Source organism: Sulfitobacter sp. SH24, from assembly GCF_965641895.1.
GTDB classification, from domain to species: Bacteria; Pseudomonadota; Alphaproteobacteria; order Rhodobacterales; family Rhodobacteraceae; genus Sulfitobacter; species Sulfitobacter dubius.
Map to the genome: position 1 here is coordinate 484,311 of NZ_OZ282575.1, position 15,697 is coordinate 500,007.

The 15,697-nt window shown below is 60.7% G+C and carries 15 protein-coding genes; 10 read left to right on the top strand and 5 right to left on the bottom strand.

All coding sequences use genetic code 11. From position 1 onward, the window contains the following. Positions 1–49: 49 nt before the first annotated feature. Entirely contained in the window at positions 50–2,254 is a 2,205-nt protein-coding gene (gene uvrB / locus ACSQ16_RS04820) for an excinuclease ABC subunit UvrB (protein ID WP_276521367.1), read from the bottom strand. An 87-nt stretch (positions 2,255–2,341) separates the two neighbouring features. After that, entirely contained in the window at positions 2,342–2,626 is a 285-nt protein-coding gene (locus ACSQ16_RS04825) for an antifreeze protein (protein WP_093928060.1), read from the bottom strand. A gap of 141 nt (positions 2,627–2,767) precedes the next feature. Here ACSQ16_RS04825 and ACSQ16_RS04830 point away from each other — a divergent pair, with 141 nt between their 5' ends. From ACSQ16_RS04830 to ACSQ16_RS04865, 8 genes are all read left to right on the top strand, one after another. Next, a complete protein-coding gene (locus ACSQ16_RS04830) occupies positions 2,768–3,079 on the top strand; it encodes an ETC complex I subunit (RefSeq protein WP_067622040.1) in 312 nt (103 codons plus the stop codon). 220 nt (positions 3,080–3,299) lie between these two features. After that, positions 3,300–4,916, top strand: coding sequence for an MFS transporter (locus ACSQ16_RS04835; protein WP_243261478.1), 1,617 nt, complete (start codon positions 3,300–3,302; stop codon positions 4,914–4,916). Positions 4,917–5,407: 491 nt separating this feature from the next. After that, positions 5,408–6,538 (top strand): TRAP transporter substrate-binding protein, encoded by a 1,131-nt coding sequence (locus ACSQ16_RS04840; protein WP_243261477.1) that lies wholly within the window; start codon positions 5,408–5,410, stop codon positions 6,536–6,538. A gap of 74 nt (positions 6,539–6,612) precedes the next feature. Further along, positions 6,613–7,197 carry a TRAP transporter small permease subunit gene (locus tag ACSQ16_RS04845; protein WP_093928097.1) on the top strand — a complete coding sequence of 195 codons (585 nt, stop codon included), beginning with the start codon at positions 6,613–6,615 and terminating at the stop codon, positions 7,195–7,197. Then, the gene (locus ACSQ16_RS04850; RefSeq protein WP_243261476.1) at positions 7,194–8,612 is read left to right on the top strand and encodes a TRAP transporter large permease; all 1,419 of its coding nucleotides are present in this window, start codon (positions 7,194–7,196) and stop codon (positions 8,610–8,612) included. The genes ACSQ16_RS04845 and ACSQ16_RS04850 overlap by 4 nt, the downstream gene beginning before the upstream one ends. Beyond that, the gene (locus ACSQ16_RS04855) at positions 8,602–9,957 is read left to right on the top strand and encodes an amidase (RefSeq protein ID WP_394805064.1); all 1,356 of its coding nucleotides are present in this window, start codon (positions 8,602–8,604) and stop codon (positions 9,955–9,957) included. The genes ACSQ16_RS04850 and ACSQ16_RS04855 overlap by 11 nt, the downstream gene beginning before the upstream one ends. Before the next feature lie 10 nt (positions 9,958–9,967). Beyond that, entirely contained in the window at positions 9,968–10,129 is a 162-nt protein-coding gene (locus ACSQ16_RS04860) for a hypothetical protein (protein ID WP_243261474.1), read from the top strand. A gap of 3 nt (positions 10,130–10,132) precedes the next feature. Beyond that, positions 10,133–11,092, top strand: coding sequence for a 2-hydroxyacid dehydrogenase (locus ACSQ16_RS04865; RefSeq protein WP_243261473.1), 960 nt, complete (start codon positions 10,133–10,135; stop codon positions 11,090–11,092). A gap of 27 nt (positions 11,093–11,119) precedes the next feature. On the opposite strand, the gene ACSQ16_RS04870 is transcribed toward ACSQ16_RS04865, so the two are convergent. The 3 genes from ACSQ16_RS04870 to ACSQ16_RS04880 form a co-directional block, all read right to left on the bottom strand. Continuing rightward, the gene (locus tag ACSQ16_RS04870; RefSeq protein WP_243261472.1) at positions 11,120–12,055 is read right to left on the bottom strand and encodes a DMT family transporter; all 936 of its coding nucleotides are present in this window, start codon (positions 12,053–12,055) and stop codon (positions 11,120–11,122) included. Further along, positions 12,052–12,639, bottom strand: coding sequence for a TetR/AcrR family transcriptional regulator (locus tag ACSQ16_RS04875; RefSeq protein ID WP_093928102.1), 588 nt, complete (start codon positions 12,637–12,639; stop codon positions 12,052–12,054). The genes ACSQ16_RS04870 and ACSQ16_RS04875 overlap by 4 nt, the downstream gene beginning before the upstream one ends. 64 nt (positions 12,640–12,703) lie before the next feature. Continuing rightward, positions 12,704–13,225, bottom strand: coding sequence for a TetR/AcrR family transcriptional regulator (locus ACSQ16_RS04880; protein ID WP_243261471.1), 522 nt, complete (start codon positions 13,223–13,225; stop codon positions 12,704–12,706). A 72-nt stretch (positions 13,226–13,297) separates the two neighbouring features. Between ACSQ16_RS04880 and ACSQ16_RS04885 the strand changes: the two genes are divergently transcribed. Then, positions 13,298–14,368, top strand: coding sequence for an alcohol dehydrogenase family protein (locus tag ACSQ16_RS04885; RefSeq protein WP_243261470.1), 1,071 nt, complete (start codon positions 13,298–13,300; stop codon positions 14,366–14,368). 199 nt (positions 14,369–14,567) lie between these two features. Continuing rightward, positions 14,568–15,695, top strand: a complete 1,128-nt coding sequence (locus ACSQ16_RS04890) for an ROK family transcriptional regulator (protein ID WP_243263218.1) — start codon at positions 14,568–14,570, stop codon at positions 15,693–15,695. Positions 15,696–15,697 lie beyond the last annotated feature (2 nt).

The following is a 15,697-nucleotide window of genomic DNA, read 5'->3' on the forward strand; positions in this document are numbered from 1 at the left end:
TTTTTCGAGTGAGATGCGCGGGCCACCCCAAAAGGGCGGCCCGATGCGTTTACCGTTTGCGCCGTTTCACGTTGCCGCCACGCATGCCGCCTCGGCCAGAGGTGCTGCGCCCCGACGCTTTTTGAGCGGCATCGACAGCGCGGTCCACCGCTTGTTGGCGGGCCATCGGATCGTCGGCCACAGCCAGATCGACTGCCTCCAGCCGCTTGACCTCATCGCGCAGCCTTGCGGCTTCTTCGAACTCAAGGTTCTCGGCAGCTTTGCGCATGTCGACCCTCAGCCCATCAAGCACAGTTTGAAGGTTGCCGCCCGCTAGGGGGTTGTCGACCTTGGCAGTGACCCGGTTCATATCGACATCACCTTTGTAAAGGCCGGCCAGAATGTCATCGACGTTCTTTTTGACCGTGGCGGGCGTGATGCCGTGTTCTTCGTTATAGGCCAGCTGCTTGGCGCGGCGGCGGTCGGTTTCGCCCATCGCCCGTTCCATACTGCCGGTGATGCGGTCGGCATACATGATTACGCGGCCTTCGGCGTTTCGCGCGGCCCGGCCAATGGTCTGGATGAGCGAGGTTTCAGAGCGCAGGAAGCCCTCCTTGTCCGCGTCCAGAATGGCCACCAGCCCACATTCGGGGATGTCCAGCCCCTCCCGCAATAGGTTGATCCCGATCAGCACGTCAAAGGCGCCCAAACGCAAGTCGCGCAGAATTTCGATCCGCTCGATCGTGTCGATGTCACTGTGCATGTAGCGCACGCGGATGCCCTGTTCGTGCATATATTCGGTCAGGTCTTCGGCCATCCGCTTGGTTAGCACGGTACACAGGGTCCGGTAGCCATCGGCGGCGACTTTGCGCACCTCATCAAGCAGATCGTCGACCTGCATTTCAATCGGGCGGATCTCAATTTGCGGGTCGATCAGACCTGTCGGTCGAATGATTTGTTCGGTGAATACGCCGCCTGTTTGCTCGATCTCCCACGCCGCTGGCGTGGCCGAGACAAAGACCGACTGCGGGCGCATGGCGTCCCATTCCTCGAACTTAAGGGGTCGGTTGTCCATGCAGGACGGCAGGCGGAAACCGTGCTCGGCCAGCGTGAATTTGCGCCGATAGTCGCCCTTGTACATGCCGCCGATCTGCGGGACCGAGACGTGGCTCTCATCGGCAAAGACGATGGCGTTATCGGGGATGAATTCGAAGAGGGTGGGGGGCGGCTCACCCGGAGCGCGGCCCGTAAGATAGCGCGAATAGTTCTCGATCCCGTTGCAGACGCCGGTGGCCTCTAGCATCTCAATGTCGAAATTGGTGCGCTGTTCCAGCCGCTGCGCTTCCAGCAGTTTGCCATCGGCGACCAGTTGATCGAGCCGGGTGCGCAACTCTTTCTTAATGCCGATGATGGCTTGGGACATCGTCGGTTTCGGCGTGACGTAGTGGCTGTTGGCGTAGACGCGGATCTGGTCGAACGTGTCCGTCTTCTCACCCGTCAGCGGGTCGAACTCGGTGATGCTTTCCAATTCCTCGCCAAAGAAGCTGAGCCGCCATGCGCGGTCATCAAGGTGGGCGGGGAAGATTTCAAGGCTATCGCCGCGCACACGGAAAGAGCCGCGCTGGAATGCCGCGTCGTTGCGCTTGTACTGCTGGGCGACCAGATCGGCGATCACCTTGCGCTGGTCGTACATGCCGCCCGCTTTCAAGTCTTGCGTCATCGCGCCGTAGGTCTCGACGCTACCGATGCCGTAGATGCAGGAAACCGAGGCCACGATGATCACATCGTCACGCTCCAACAGCGCGCGGGTGGCAGAGTGGCGCATCCGGTCGATCTGTTCGTTGATCTGGCTTTCCTTCTCGATGAAGGTATCGGACCGCGCGACATAGGCTTCGGGCTGGTAGTAGTCGTAGTATGAGACGAAATATTCCACCGCGTTGTCGGGGAAGAAGCCCTTGAATTCGCCGTAAAGCTGCGCCGCCAGCGTCTTGTTGGGCGCAAGGATGATCGCTGGGCGCTGCGTTTCCTCGATCACCTTGGCCATGGTGAAAGTCTTGCCCGTGCCGGTCGCGCCCAGAAGCACCTGATCGCGCTCGCCCGAGTTCACCCCTTCGGTCAATTCCTTGATCGCGGTGGGCTGGTCGCCCGCCGGAGCGAACTCGGTCACCAGCTTGAACTTATGGCCGCCCTCCAGCTTGGGGCGGCTGCGCACGTCTGGCGCGGGGTTTGCCAGCATCGGCATCCCCTCGGATTTGTCGGAATGGGCATAGGGCATCGCGGGTATCCTTCGTCAAGCTTCCCATAGGTGCCCTCTTTCACGCGGGGTTCAAGGGGCAGGGGGTCGCGAAGGGCGCTTTTGCCGCTACTTCATCAATCGTTTACGATTCTGTCGCACCTTGCGGGCAAGGGGCGCAAGCGAGGCGTTCATGACCTGATCGGGGCTTTTGCCCAGCATCATCGCCTGCGTCCCGGCGCTGAAGGCTTTGACCATGGCGGGGCCTTTCTCGGCGACCATGCGGTTATTTTCACCGGGGCGCGCGGGAAGGGCACCGGCCATGGCCAGAATGCGCAATGACATGACGATCTGGGTTTCAAAGGCCAGCGAGGCAAGCTGGCTCTGCATGGCAAAAATGGCGAAGGGGTTCATGTGGAAGGCTCCAATGGGGTTCTACTCATGTAGTCTCTGCACTGCAGCATGGTAGGGTCTATTTGCATTGTCTTGCATTCCCTTGCTCCTTTGCGTGGAATATTAGATAAAGCGCGTGGTTCCTGAAGCGAGAGTCCCGAAATGCGTGCACGTATCTACCAACCCGCCCGTACAGCGATGTCCTCCGGCACGGCCAAGACCCGTGTCTGGCTGCTTGAGTTTTCGCCAGCGGAAGCACGCAGCGTTGATCCTTTGATGGGGTGGACATCGTCGGATGACACGCAAAGCCAAGTGCGCTTGCAGTTCGACACCCGCGAAGCTGCCGAAGAATACGCCCGCGATCACGGTATCGATGCGCAGGTGCAACTGCCGAACAAGCGCAAACCTAACATCCGCGCGGGTGGCTACGGTGAGAATTTCGCGACCGGGCGTCGTGGGGCTTGGACGCACTGAAGGCTGTTGTAACGTAGCTTTCTAGCATTAGCAGTATTCAGCGTTTTTCTTGTCGCGTGTTTTACGCGCCCCTGCACCCATTACGCTGGGACGGGTCAAGCTCGTCTAGCTGGTTGCTCATAGGGCGCCAGTCTACTGGATGGAGAATCGCGCGTCACCTCTCGACAGTCGGGCACCAAAGCACATATCGAATAGGGATAGCTACATAGGCCCGTTTGTTTTGCCCGACCGCATTTCTCCACTGATCCTTTTCCGCAACCAGACCTTCCGCTCTCTCTGGATCGCCGCGCTGGCGTCGAACTTTGGCGGGCTGGTGCAGGCGGTGGGGGCCGCGTGGCTTATGACCTCGCTGTCGGACTCGCAGAATATGGTGGCGCTGGTGCAGGGCTCGGTGGCGCTGCCAATCATGATCTTCTCGTTATTGGCGGGCGTCTTCGCCGACAATTTTGACCGCCGCCGGGTCATGTTGATCGCGCAAAGCTTTATGTTCGGCGTCTCGATCTTGCTGACCTTTATGGCATTTGAGGGCTGGCTAACGCCTTGGTTGCTTCTGGCCTTCACCTTTTCCATCGGCTGTGGCACGGCACTGCACAATCCGTCTTGGCAGGCCACCATGGGTGATATTGTCAGCCGAGAGGAACTGCCCTCGGCAGTGTCGCTGAACTCCATGGGGTTCAATCTGATGCGCAGCATCGGGCCAGCCGCGGGCGGGGCGATTGTTGCGATTGCGGGGGCGGCGGCGGCCTTTGCCGTCAATGCGCTGAGCTATGTGGCGATCATTCTTGCCTTGCTGCGGTGGAAAGCGCCTCTGCGCGATACGCATTTGCCGCGTGAGCCGATGGGCAGCGCCTTCTCCGCTGGGCTGCGTTATGTGGCTATGTCACCCAATCTGATGCGGGTCATCTTGCGCGGATTTTGGTTCGGACTGTCGGCTATCGCACTACTGGCGCTGTTGCCGGTCGTGGTGCGCGAGACATTGCAAGCGACGGCCTTTGTCTATGGGATCATGCTGGGTTGTTTCGGCATGGGGGCGGTGTTTGGCGCATTGGCGAACGCGGGGCTCCGGGCGCGGTTTCGCAATGAGATGATCGCGCGTGGCGGTTTTGTTGGGTTCGCCCTGAGTTGCGCCGTGCTGGCGGTGAGCGCGCAGCCCGTTTTGTCGGGGGCCGCGCTGATGCTCGCTGGCGCGTGCTGGGTGTTGTCGTTGTCGATGTTCAATGTGACGATCCAGCTTTCAACGCCGCGATGGGTCGTGGGCCGGGTAATCGCGCTTTATCAGACCGGCACCTTCGGGGGCATGGCGGCGGGCAGTCTGATCTGGGGGATCGTCGCCGACCGGGGCGGGCCGGAAACCGCGCTCGCCGGGGCCAGTGTGATGCTGCTGATTGGTGCGCTAATCGGTCTGCGGCTGCCGTTGCCGGAGTTTAGCGGGCTCGATCTTGACCCCCTCAACCGTTTCAAAGAGCCCGACACGCGGTTTGATCTTAGCTATCGCAGCGGGCCGGTGATGGTCATGGTCGATTATGAGATCGCTCAGGCGGATGTGCCGGAGTTTCTAACTGCGATGAGCCTCCGGCGTCGGGTGCGCATCCGCGATGGTGCGCAGCAATGGGCGCTATTGCGTGATCTGCACCGACCAGAGCATTGGAGCGAAAGTTATCATGTGCCCACGTGGGGTGAATACGTCCGTCATAACGAGCGGCGGACCAATGCGGATGCAGAGCTATCGGATCAGATCAGGCGGCTACATCGAGGGGACACCCCGCCCGAAGTGCACCGCATGATCGAGCGCCAAACCGTGCCCCTGCGCGACGACATGCTGCAAAAAGAGACGTAAGTGGCGCGGTAGTGCAGGGGCCGTATTTCAGCGGTTCTTGCCCCGCAGCAGCTTCTGAGCTTGGCCGGCGATTTGACCCGCCGATGATGGCTGTACCCGGCTCACGATGAAGCGGGGCTGGAGCAGCGCGCGCTTTACGCTCCCACAGGCCGGATTGAAATGGTCGATCCGGTCGCGCGGCGCGCTTGAGCCCCACACGTATGGCAAAGCTGATATGGTCAAGCTTTGCGGGCAGCCACAGGAGGAAACGGGTTTGCCCCGGCCGGTTTAAGGGACAAAGCCCCGCAATAGCAGCGGCAGAACGAACAAAACCCGCATCGATCAAGAATGTTATGCGGCCATAAAAATGCACAACAATCTTGCTCTCGATGAGTCCCTGACGGACAATTCTTGCCAAATGAGATCATTCGGTTAGTCTCTGATCTCGGGTCGTCCGACCAAAAGCGTATTTTAAAGTAAGCAAACGGGCGATCACTCTGGGAGGAGGAAACATGACTGACACTAAAAAGTTCAACCGACGTTCGTTCCTGACGAAGTCCGCACTTGCTGGGGGGGCCGCTACTGGGAGCATGCTGGCCGCACCGGCGGTGTTGGCCCAAGCGCCGATCGTCATCAAGATGCAGACGTCGTGGAACGACGCCAACATCTGGCAAGACTTTGCCCGCGATTACGCGACACGGGTGGAGGAGATGTCGGGCGGGCGTCTGAAGGTCGACGTGCTGCCCGCCGGCGCGGTTGTCGCTGCGTTCCAAGTGCTTGATGCGGTGAACGACGGTTTGATCGACGCGGCACATTCGGTGCCCGTCTATTGGTACGGCAAGAACAAGGCCGCATCGCTCTTTGGCACCGGCCCGGTTTTCGGCGGCTCTGCCACCACCATGCTGTCGTGGTTCTACCAAGGCGGCGGTCAGGAGCTTTATAACGAGCTGACGCAGGATATCATGGGCCTCGACGTTGTCGGCTACATGGGCTTCCCGATGTTCGCCCAGCCCTTCGGCTGGTTCAAGAACGAGGTTAATACGGTCGATGACCTGCAAGGCTTCAAATACCGCACCGTGGGTCTGGCGGCCGATCTGATGGCCAAGCTGGGCATGTCGGTCGCACAGTTGCCGGGCGGGGAGATCGTGCCCGCGATGGAGCGCGGAGTGATCGACGCTTTCGAGTTCAACAACCCCTCGTCGGACAAGGACTTCGGCGCGCAGGACGTGGCGAAGAACTACTACCTGTCGTCCTATCACCAAGCCTCCGAGAGCTTTGAATTCTTGTTCTCGAAGTTGTTCCTTGAGGATCTCGACCCCGATCTTCAGGCGATCCTGAAATACGCTGTCGAGGCAGCCTCGACCGCGAATACGGCGAAGGCGATGGACCGCTACTCGGCTGACCTGCAGTTCCTGCAGAATGAAGCAGGGGTGAACGTGCGGCGGACGTCGAAAGAGATCCTCGATGCGCAGCTTAAAGCATGGGATGAACTGATCCCCGAGCTGGAATCCGATCCCTTCATGAAAAAGACCCTCGACAGCCAACGCGAATGGGTCGACCGCGTGGCCTATTACGAGTTGATGAACTCGCCGGACTACGGGCTTGCTTATGAGCATTACTTCCCCGGCAAGATCAAAATGTGATCACGCATACCCGCAAGTAATGAGGCCCCCGGCGCCACCATGCGCCGGGGGCTCTACGAGACACTGGGGGCATCATGATATCTTTCATTCGGTTCGCCGATAACCTTTCCGCATGGTTCGGCAAGGCCTTCGCTTGGCTCATTCTGCTGATGTCCATCGGCACGGGCTACGAAGTTTTTGTGCGCTATGTGCTGAACAACCCCACCGCTTGGGCGCTGGACGTGTCCTTCATCATGTATGGCACGCTCTTTATGATGGGCGGGGCTTATACGCTGTCGCGCGGGGGGCATGTGCGAGGGGATTTCCTCTACCGGCTGTTCCAGCCGCGCACCCAAGGCATGATCGACCTCGTGCTCTATATCATCTTCTTTTTCCCCGGGGTCACGGCGCTGATCCTTGCGGGGTGGAAATACGCCGCCCGGTCTTGGTCATATGGCGAAGTGTCGGTCAACAGCCCGGCGGGCGTGCCGATCTATCAATTCAAGGCGATCATCGTGGCGGCGGGAATCCTGCTGTTCATCCAAGGCATTGCGCAGGTCTGCCGCTGTCTTATCGCCATACGTTCCAACTACTGGCTCGAAGCCGAGGAAGACGTCTTTGAGACCGAAGACCTCATGATGCGCGAAGCCAATAAGGCCGAAAAGGGCCATCTCACATGACCGATCCGCAAATCGCCCTGATGATGCTTGGGCTGTTCATCGTCTTTGTTTTCCTAGGGTTCCCAATTGCCTTCACGCTGATGGCGATGGGCATCGGCTTTGGCTACTACGCCTATTTTGACGCGCGCCGCATGTGGCGCAGCTTTGACCGGCTGGAGGAAACCGCCGGCCCCTGGGAGCAATGGTCGACGTGGTTCGAGGGGTTATTCAACAACCGAATATTCGACCTCTTCGTGAACCAGACCTTTACGGTGATGTCGAACGAAGTGCTGACCGCCGTGCCGTTATTCTTGTTCATGGGCTATATCGTCGAGCGGTCGAACATTGTGGACCGTCTGTTCACCACGCTCAACATCGCGTCCAAGAACATCCCCGGTTCGATGGGGGTCGCGGCGCTGATCACCTGTGCACTGTTCGCCACCGCCACCGGGATCGTCGGTGCCGTAGTGACGCTGATGGGCCTCTTGGCGCTGCCCGCGATGCTGAAGGCACGCTATGATCCGTCCTTCGCGGCAGGCATCATCTGTGCGGGCGGGACGCTGGGCATCCTGATCCCGCCCTCGATCATGCTGATCGTCTATGCGGCGGCAACGAACGTCTCCATCGTGCGGCTCTATGCGGCAGCGCTGCTGCCGGGGCTGACGCTGGTCGGGCTCTATCTGGTCTATATCATCGGGCGGTCGCTCTTGCAGCCATCCTCCGCGCCACGCCCGACGGCGGATGAGGTGCCGGACATGCCGATGGGCAAGCTCTTGTTGATGATCGCCACCTCCTTCCTGCCACTCGCCTTCCTGATCTTCGCGGTGCTGGGGTCGATCCTTTTCGGCCTTGCAACCCCGACTGAGGCGGCCTCGATCGGTGCATTGGGCGGCATCTTCCTCGCCTTCATCTATCGCGCGATGACATGGCAGCGGATGCGCGAAAGCGTGTACCTCACGGTGCGCACCACGGCGATGGTCTGCTGGCTTTTTGTCGGCTCCTATACTTTCTCGGCAGTCTTCTCCTACCTCGGGGGCGAGCATGTGATCTCCGAGTTCGTTCAATCGCTGAACCTCTCGCCAATCATGTTCCTGATCCTCGCGCAGCTCATCATCTTCCTGCTAGGCTGGCCGCTGGAATGGTCAGAGATCATCATCATCTTCGTGCCGATCTTCCTGCCGCTGCTGGCGGTGTTTGAGATCGACCCGCTGTTCTTTGGCATCCTCGTGGCGCTGAACTTGCAGACCAGTTTCTTAACGCCACCGATGGCCATGTCGGCCTATTACCTCAAGGGGATCGCCCCTCCCGAGTTACGGCTCACGCAGATCTTTGCGGGGGTTATGCCGTTCCTGTTCTGCGTGATCCTGTCGATGGTGCTGATGTATGTTTTCCCGCAGATCGTCTTCTACCTGCCGGAGCTGTTCTATGGGGGCTGAGGCAAGGATGACCGCCGCAGCAGCGCTTGGCGTGGTCGAATTGCGGGACCGTTTGGCGAGCGGCGCATTGGACGCGCTGGCGCTGGTGGAAAGTTACATCGCGCGGATCGAAGCGCGCGAGGAAGTCGTGGGCGCTTGGGCGTGGTTCGATCCCGAGTTCGCCCGCGCACAGGCCCGCACGCGCGACAGTTATCGTCGGGCGGGCAGGCCGCTTGGGCGGTTGCATGGGCTGCCTGTCGGGCTGAAAGACGTCATCGACACCCGCAGCATCCCGACTGAGAACGGCGCGGCCCAAGACAAGGGGCGCGTGCCGCTGCGCGATGCTTTCATCGTGGAGCGGCTCAAGGCCGAGGGCGCGATCATCATGGGCAAGACGGTCACGACCGAGCTTGCCTTCATGCATCCGGGCAAGACCGCCAATCCGCATAATCCGGCGCATAGCCCCGGCGGCTCGTCCCAAGGCTCGGCGGCGGCGGTGGCGGATGGAATGGTGCCGCTGGCCATCGGCACGCAGACCGGCGGCTCGGTGATCCGGCCTGCGTCCTATTGTGGGGTCACCGGGTTCAAACCGACTTTCGGCGCGATCCCGCGCCGGGGGGTGCTGACGCAATCGCCCTCGCTCGACACCATCGGCGTCTTTGCCAGCGATCCCGCCGGTGCAGCGCTGCTGGCCGAGGTGCTATTCGGCCATGACCCCGAAGACAGCGCCACCATCCTTGCCCCCACGCCCGCGCTGTTGGCGCAGACCACCACCGCGCCGCCGATCCCGCCGGTCTTTGGTTTCGTTCGCCCGCCGGGGTGGGAGGACGCAGATCCCCAGCTTCACGCGGGTTTCGAAGAATTGGTCGCAGCACTTGGCGATCAGGCGTTTGAGCTGCCCCTGCCGTCGGTCTTCGACGGGGCGGCAGAGGCGCGCAAACGCATCAACTTTGCCGAGATGGCCTATCACTATTACCCCTATTTGCGAGATGGGACCGACCTGCTGTCACCCGCGACTCGAGAGGCGATGGAGGCGGGCAACAAGGTACTGGCCCGCGATTATCAATCGGCCCGCGACCTGCCCAAGGTGCTGACCGCCGCGCTGGAAGAGTTGCTGACCCGTTGCGATGCGATCCTTTGTCCGTCGGCCACCGGCCCCGCACCGCGCGGGCTGGAGACGACCGGCGATCCGATTTTCAATGGTCTGTGGACGCTCTGCGGCAGCCCCTGTGTGAACGTGCCCTTGATGGCCTCGGAAGAAGGGTTGCCGATGGGCGTGCAACTGGTCGGCGGGCACGGCCAAGACGGACGATTGATGCGCAGCGCCCAGTGGCTTTTCGACTGGGCCGATGGTGCAACTGAATGAGGATTGAAACATGAACCGTTTACTTGCTCTCTTCGCCTTTACCGCGATTGCGATCTTTTTGCTGATCCTTGCTGTTGAGGTGCCCAGCATCGACCTGATTATCATCGTCGCGGTGACACTGGCCTTCGTGGCCTATGATTTCTTTACCTCCAGTCGGAAGGATCGGGACTGACCCATGGGCAAGCCTGTCATCTGGATCACCCGGCAGCTTTCTGACGCCACGCTCGACCGGGCGCAGCGTGACTATGAGGTGATCTGGGATCCCGCCGACGAACCCGGCAGCGCCGAAGACATCATTGCGATGAGCGCGCGGGTGGATGGGATGATCCCCTGCCATTCCGAGCATTTCAGCGCGGAGGTCGTGGCGCAACTTGACCCTCGGCTCAAGATCATCGCCAACCACTCAGTCGGCGTGGATCACTGCGAACTGCCCAGCCTCAAGGCGCGGGGAATTGTCGTGACAAACACGCCCGGCGTTCTGTCGGATGCCACCGCCGAGCTGGCGCTCATGTTGATGTTGGGTGCTGCCCGGCACGCGGTGGCGGGTGATCGGCTCGTGCGCAGCGGACAGTGGCAGTCATGGTCGCCTGCGATGCTGGTGGGCAAACAGGTCTCTGGTGCGCGGCTGGGGATTATCGGAATGGGCGGCGTGGGGCGGGCCTTTGCCCGCAAGGCGCGGGGGTTGGATATGGAGATCCACTACCACAACCGCCGTCGCCTAACCGCCGAAGAAGAGGCGGGCGCGACTTATCACGCCGATTTGGACGCGCTGCTGGCGGTATCGGATTTCTTGTCACTGCATTGCCCGGCCACGCCGGAAACCATTGGCCTCATGAATGCCGTGCGTTTGGCGCAGATGCCCAAGGGCTGTGTGATCGTAAATACTGCGCGGGGCAGTCTGGTGGATGAGGCAGCGTTGCTTGATGCGCTGTCTTCGGGCCATGTGGGGGCGGCGGGGTTGGATTGCTTTGTCACCGAACCGGGCGGCAATCCGGCCTTTGCGGGCCATGACAACGTGATGATGATGCCCCATGTTGGCAGCGCCACCGTGGCGACCCGTGATGCGATGGGCTTCAAGGCGCTTGATAACCTCGACCATTTTTTTCGAGGTGAGACGCCGCCCGACCAATTGTAAATGCGGTGGTTGGCCGCCGCATGCCCGTCAGGCCACGCCCGGCGGTTGTGCGGGTTCACCACGGCGAAGCCATGACGGCAGGGGCAGGGTGATGATTGCAAGGCAGCCAATCACCAGCGCCACGCCGATCCAGCCTAGTGGGGGAAGGCGTTCTTTGACGATCAGCACGGCCAGTATCGCCGCGACCACAGGCTCAAAAAGGGTGATCACCGTCGCCGTGCTTGCCTCAACCCGTGCAAGGCCAAAGCCAAAGCTGATGTAGCCCAGAAACATCGGCACCGCAGCCATGTAGAGACCCACGGCGGCGTTCGTCCATGATGCCAGAAAAGGCCCGCCGGAAAGCAGCAGCACCGGCATCAACATCAGCCCCCCAAGACCAAAGGTCGCGCCCATGGCGACCGACGACCGCGTGCCTTGAAGCATCATCTTCCGCGCGCTCCATGAATAAAGCGCGTAGGTAAAGCCGCCGATCAGCCCAAGGAAAACCCCCGCCGGTACGGATGTTCCGCCCGCCATCTCGACGTGCCCGGCCCCTTCGGCAAGGCAGATAAGGCCCATACCCAACAGTCCGACCGTAGCGCCGATACTCCAGCGCAGAGACAGGCGGCGCCGGTCTAGCAGATACTCAATCAGCGCTGAAAGAAGCGGGGCAGACCCGATGGTGATGACCGTGCCCACCGTCACCCCGGCCAGCCGCATAGAGCCATAAAATGCCAACGGATAGATCGCCACGGATATCGCGCCGATTGCCAAAAGGCGGCGTTGGTCCCAGAGCTGCGTGCGGTGGCGCAGAATGCCGCGCCCGGCTAAAAGCGCCTGCGCGATGCCGCCCACGCCCATAGCTGCCGCGCCGATGGCGGCGGCGCTGACATCGGGGGCAAAGGTGGCGGCGGTCCCGGTTGTGCCCCAGACCACGGCGGCGAAAAGAATGGCGATAACACCCCAGCGGTGGCCTTCTATCATGTCAATGCTTTCAGCATATCATCGGCCATCGCCCGTGCGGCCAGAACCCGTGCGCTGTTGCCCTCTAGTCCCGCACGCGCCATCGCCCCTTCAAGCAGGAAAGCAATATGCGCAGCAAGCGGGGCGGCACGTTCTGGCGCGTCGGGGAAAAGCTCGGTCAGGTGTTTTGCCAAGATGCTTTCAACCTCTTCTTTATGCCGCCGCACCGCCGCGCGTCCGATGTCGCCTGCCTCTAGCTCGGCCGCCGCGTTCAACAGGCCGCAGCCACGAAAGCCGCGTTCATAGGCAAATTCCGCGTGATCTTGATAAGCGTCGAAAACGGCCAAGATGCGGGCCTGCGGGGTCTCTGCCGACGCCGCCCGCGCGTCATAAAGTGCCAGCCATTCCGCATGGCGCGCCTCTAGGTAGTGGCTCACCAAGTCCGCCTTGGAGGTGAAATTATTGTAGAGGCTTTTCTTGGCCACACCTGCGCGTTCGACGATGGCGTCAATGCCCGTGCCGTTGATGCCGTGGTTATAGAACAGCACCATCGCGGCCTGCATCAGCCTATCATAGGCGGGGCGTTTGGGTGGGGTCTCGGACATGGTTGCTCCTATAAATAGGTAGATCGGTATACCTACTTCCTTTGCAGAGCAAGGCCCGTTTTAATCAGCGCGGTGCATGCAGTGCCTTGCTCACCCATTTCGCAGCAGTAACGGCAGCCTCCCCGTGAAGTGGCCAAGTCTGTGTCAGCCCTTCGATAATCACCAGCAGCTCGGTCTCCGCGCCTTCCAGCGCCGTGGCGGCAGCGGCTTTGGCTGCAACTTCTTGTTTATGACGGATCAGCAACGCACGCAGGCTTTCGCTCCCCGGATCAGCGGCGACGGCGGCGTGAAACAGACAGCCATGCGAGGTTTCGGTTTCCATCCAATGCCCAACGCGAGACAGTATCACCTCCAGCGCGTCTGCTGGATCATCCGGCAAGTCACTAAAAACCAACGCCAAATAACGCTGCTGCCGATTCTCCAGGGCTGCCAATACCATCTCGGCCCGCGAGGGTGTGTATTTGTATAGCGTGCGAAGACTTACCCCCGCCGCATCGCGCAGGTCTTCGACACTGGGTTCGGCAAAGCCTCGGCTGGCGAAAGCACGTTCAAGCCCGGCGGCGATCTTGTTCTTTGTATTCGTCATGCTTGACGATGTAGAGTGGTCCCTCTACCTGTGCAAGTAGAGTAACCATTCTACATGTAAGGACCCCATGCAATGACCCTACCGACAACGATGAAAGCGATTGTGCTGACCGGCCACGGCGGTTTGGACAAGTTGGAGTTGCGCGAAGATATGCCCGTGCCACAGCCCTCAGCGGGGGAGGTGTTGGTCCGTGTCGGTGCTTCGGCGGTGAATAACACTGACATCAACACGCGCACGGGCTGGTATTCAAAGGCAGTGCGCGGCGATACTGGATCAGCGGCAACCGAAGGCTATGGCGGGGCATCGGACGCCGATGGCGCGTGGTCTGGCGCGCTCAGCTTTCCGCGTATCCAAGGTGCGGACTGTTGCGGAGAGATCGTTGCCGTGGGCGAAGGCGTTGATGCCGGGCGGATCGGCGAGCGGGTTTTGCTGCGCCCCATGTATGGCCCGATGGCGGCCGGACCTGACGCATTAATCACCTTCGGGTCAGAGCGGGACGGCGGATTTGCTGAATATACCACAGCCGAGGCCACCAATGCGCTTGTGATTGACAGTACACTTTCTGATCTTGAACTTGCGTCCTTTCCCTGCGCCTTTTCCACCGCCGAAGGCATGATCCAGCGCGCGGGTTTGGGTGCGGAACGGGTGTTGATTACGGGGGCATCAGGCGGGGTCGGCTCGGCTGCGGTGCAGCTTGCCAAGCGGCGCGGTGCGCATGTGACGGCTCAAACGAGCCCAGCCAAGATAGACACGCTAAAGGCGCTCGGCGCGGACGAGGCGCTGGACCGTGATGCCACATTGCCCGAGGATGCATTCGACGTGGTGCTTGACCTCGTGGGCGGCGGGCGCTGGCCCAAGCTGCTGGATGCGCTGGTGACGCGCGGGCGCTATGTGACCTCGGGGGCGATTGCCGGGCCGATTGTCGAGTTGGACCTGCGTACGCTCTATCTCAAAGATCTGACACTGATCGGCAGCACACGGCAGGAACCGGCGGTATTTAGCGATCTTGTGGGGTATATTGAACGCGGCGAAATCAGGCCCTTGCTGGCGGAGAGTTACCCCCTGAAAAACCTACGCCGCGCGCAGGAGGCGTTTTTGGAGAAATCCCATATGGGTAAGATTGGCATTCAGGTGGCTTCGTAAAACAATCCTAGGCCGCACGCATAACGCGGGCGGCCATTCCCGTTGTCAATAAATAAATCAGATTGATTTATTTATTGACTCAGAGCCGCTCATTTGGGATTTGTGCTGACGAAGGAGCGCAGAAACCGGAGGGGAGGCCAGTTTGCAACACGTCCAGACTTTGGCCGACCAAACCGCGCGCGGCTCAAACCAAAGCGGGATGCGGGTGCATAACGAACGGCTTGTCCTGTCGCTTATCCGCCGTAGTGGTCCGACCTCAAAGGCTGAGATCGCCCGTCTGACCGGCCTTTCCGCGCAGACGGTTTCTGTCATTATGCGGGCGCTCGAAGCGGATGGGCTTCTGAGAAAAGGCGCGCGAGTGCGGGGTCGGGTTGGGCAGCCTTCGGTGCCGATCAGTCTTAATCCAGAGGGGGCGTTTTTTTTGGGATTAAAGCTGGGGAGGCGTAGCGTAGAGCTGATCCTGACCGATTTTCAGGGCCAAGTGACGCGCCACAGCAGCGAGGTTTATGACCATCCAAGCCCCGCCGCCGTGATGGAATTTGCAACGCTTGCCTTGCGGAACACGCTTGCGTCGCTGAGCGCGGATCAACTGGCGCGCGTTGCGGGTTTGGGTGTCGCGCTACCCTTTGGCATGTGGGAGTGGAGGGTCGCCAGCGGCGATCTAAGCGCTTGGCGTGATTTTGATATCGCAGCGGCTTTGGCTGAGGTGGTTAAGATGCCGATCTACCTGTGTAATGACACCTCTGCCGCTTGCGGGGCGGAATTGGTCTTTGGTGCACAGGACAAGCCACGCGATTTTTTGTATTTTTACATCGGCTATTTCGTTGGCGGCGGACTTGTGTTGGACAGCAAGCTTTACACTGGCAAAAGCGGCAATGCGGGGGCGCTTGGCTCCATGCCGCTGGCCGGAGCCGCAGGGCCGCAGTTGGTTGACGTTGCCTCTTTGGCGACATTAGAGGCGATGCTGGACGATGCTGGAGAGACGCGCCGCGGCAGTTGGAGCGACCCGGCGGCTTGGAGCTTTTCCGAGAATATTTTTGAACAATGGCTCGATGGCGCCGCCGAAGCCTTGGGGCAGGCGATCCGTGCAGCTGCTTGTCTGATTGATTTCGATACAGTGATGATTGACGGTTCTTTGCCTGCAACGGTCCGCGCGGCCATCGTTGCGCGCTGCCGTCGCTATCTTGCCACGCAGCCCCTACCGGGGGTGACCCTTCCCGAGTTGCGCGAAGGGACCGTCGGCAGTGACGCCCGCGCGCTTGGCGCGGCAAGCCTGCCGCTTTCTGATCGTTTCCTCGTCGACCGCGACGCATTTTTGAAAGGCTGACA

Bases quoted from the DNA above. Each gene is read 5' to 3' on its own strand.
- ACSQ16_RS04840 (WP_243261477.1), top strand. From the start codon at position 5,408: ATGACTGACACTAAAAAGTTCAACCGACGTTCGTTCCTGACGAAGTCC.
- ACSQ16_RS04870 (WP_243261472.1), bottom strand. From the start codon at position 12,055: ATGATAGAAGGCCACCGCTGGGGTGTTATCGCCATTCTTTTCGCCGCC.
- uvrB (WP_276521367.1), bottom strand. From the start codon at position 2,254: ATGCCCTATGCCCATTCCGACAAATCCGAGGGGATGCCGATGCTGGCA.
- ACSQ16_RS04855 (WP_394805064.1), top strand. From the start codon at position 8,602: ATGGGGGCTGAGGCAAGGATGACCGCCGCAGCAGCGCTTGGCGTGGTC.
- ACSQ16_RS04850 (WP_243261476.1), top strand. From the start codon at position 7,194: ATGACCGATCCGCAAATCGCCCTGATGATGCTTGGGCTGTTCATCGTC.
- ACSQ16_RS04845 (WP_093928097.1), top strand. From the start codon at position 6,613: ATGATATCTTTCATTCGGTTCGCCGATAACCTTTCCGCATGGTTCGGC.
- ACSQ16_RS04865 (WP_243261473.1), top strand. From the start codon at position 10,133: ATGGGCAAGCCTGTCATCTGGATCACCCGGCAGCTTTCTGACGCCACG.
- ACSQ16_RS04880 (WP_243261471.1), bottom strand. From the start codon at position 13,225: ATGACGAATACAAAGAACAAGATCGCCGCCGGGCTTGAACGTGCTTTC.
- ACSQ16_RS04875 (WP_093928102.1), bottom strand. From the start codon at position 12,639: ATGTCCGAGACCCCACCCAAACGCCCCGCCTATGATAGGCTGATGCAG.
- ACSQ16_RS04830 (WP_067622040.1), top strand. From the start codon at position 2,768: ATGCGTGCACGTATCTACCAACCCGCCCGTACAGCGATGTCCTCCGGC.
- ACSQ16_RS04885 (WP_243261470.1), top strand. From the start codon at position 13,298: ATGACCCTACCGACAACGATGAAAGCGATTGTGCTGACCGGCCACGGC.
- ACSQ16_RS04890 (WP_243263218.1), top strand. From the start codon at position 14,568: ATGCGGGTGCATAACGAACGGCTTGTCCTGTCGCTTATCCGCCGTAGT.
- ACSQ16_RS04860 (WP_243261474.1), top strand. From the start codon at position 9,968: ATGAACCGTTTACTTGCTCTCTTCGCCTTTACCGCGATTGCGATCTTT.
- ACSQ16_RS04825 (WP_093928060.1), bottom strand. From the start codon at position 2,626: ATGAACCCCTTCGCCATTTTTGCCATGCAGAGCCAGCTTGCCTCGCTG.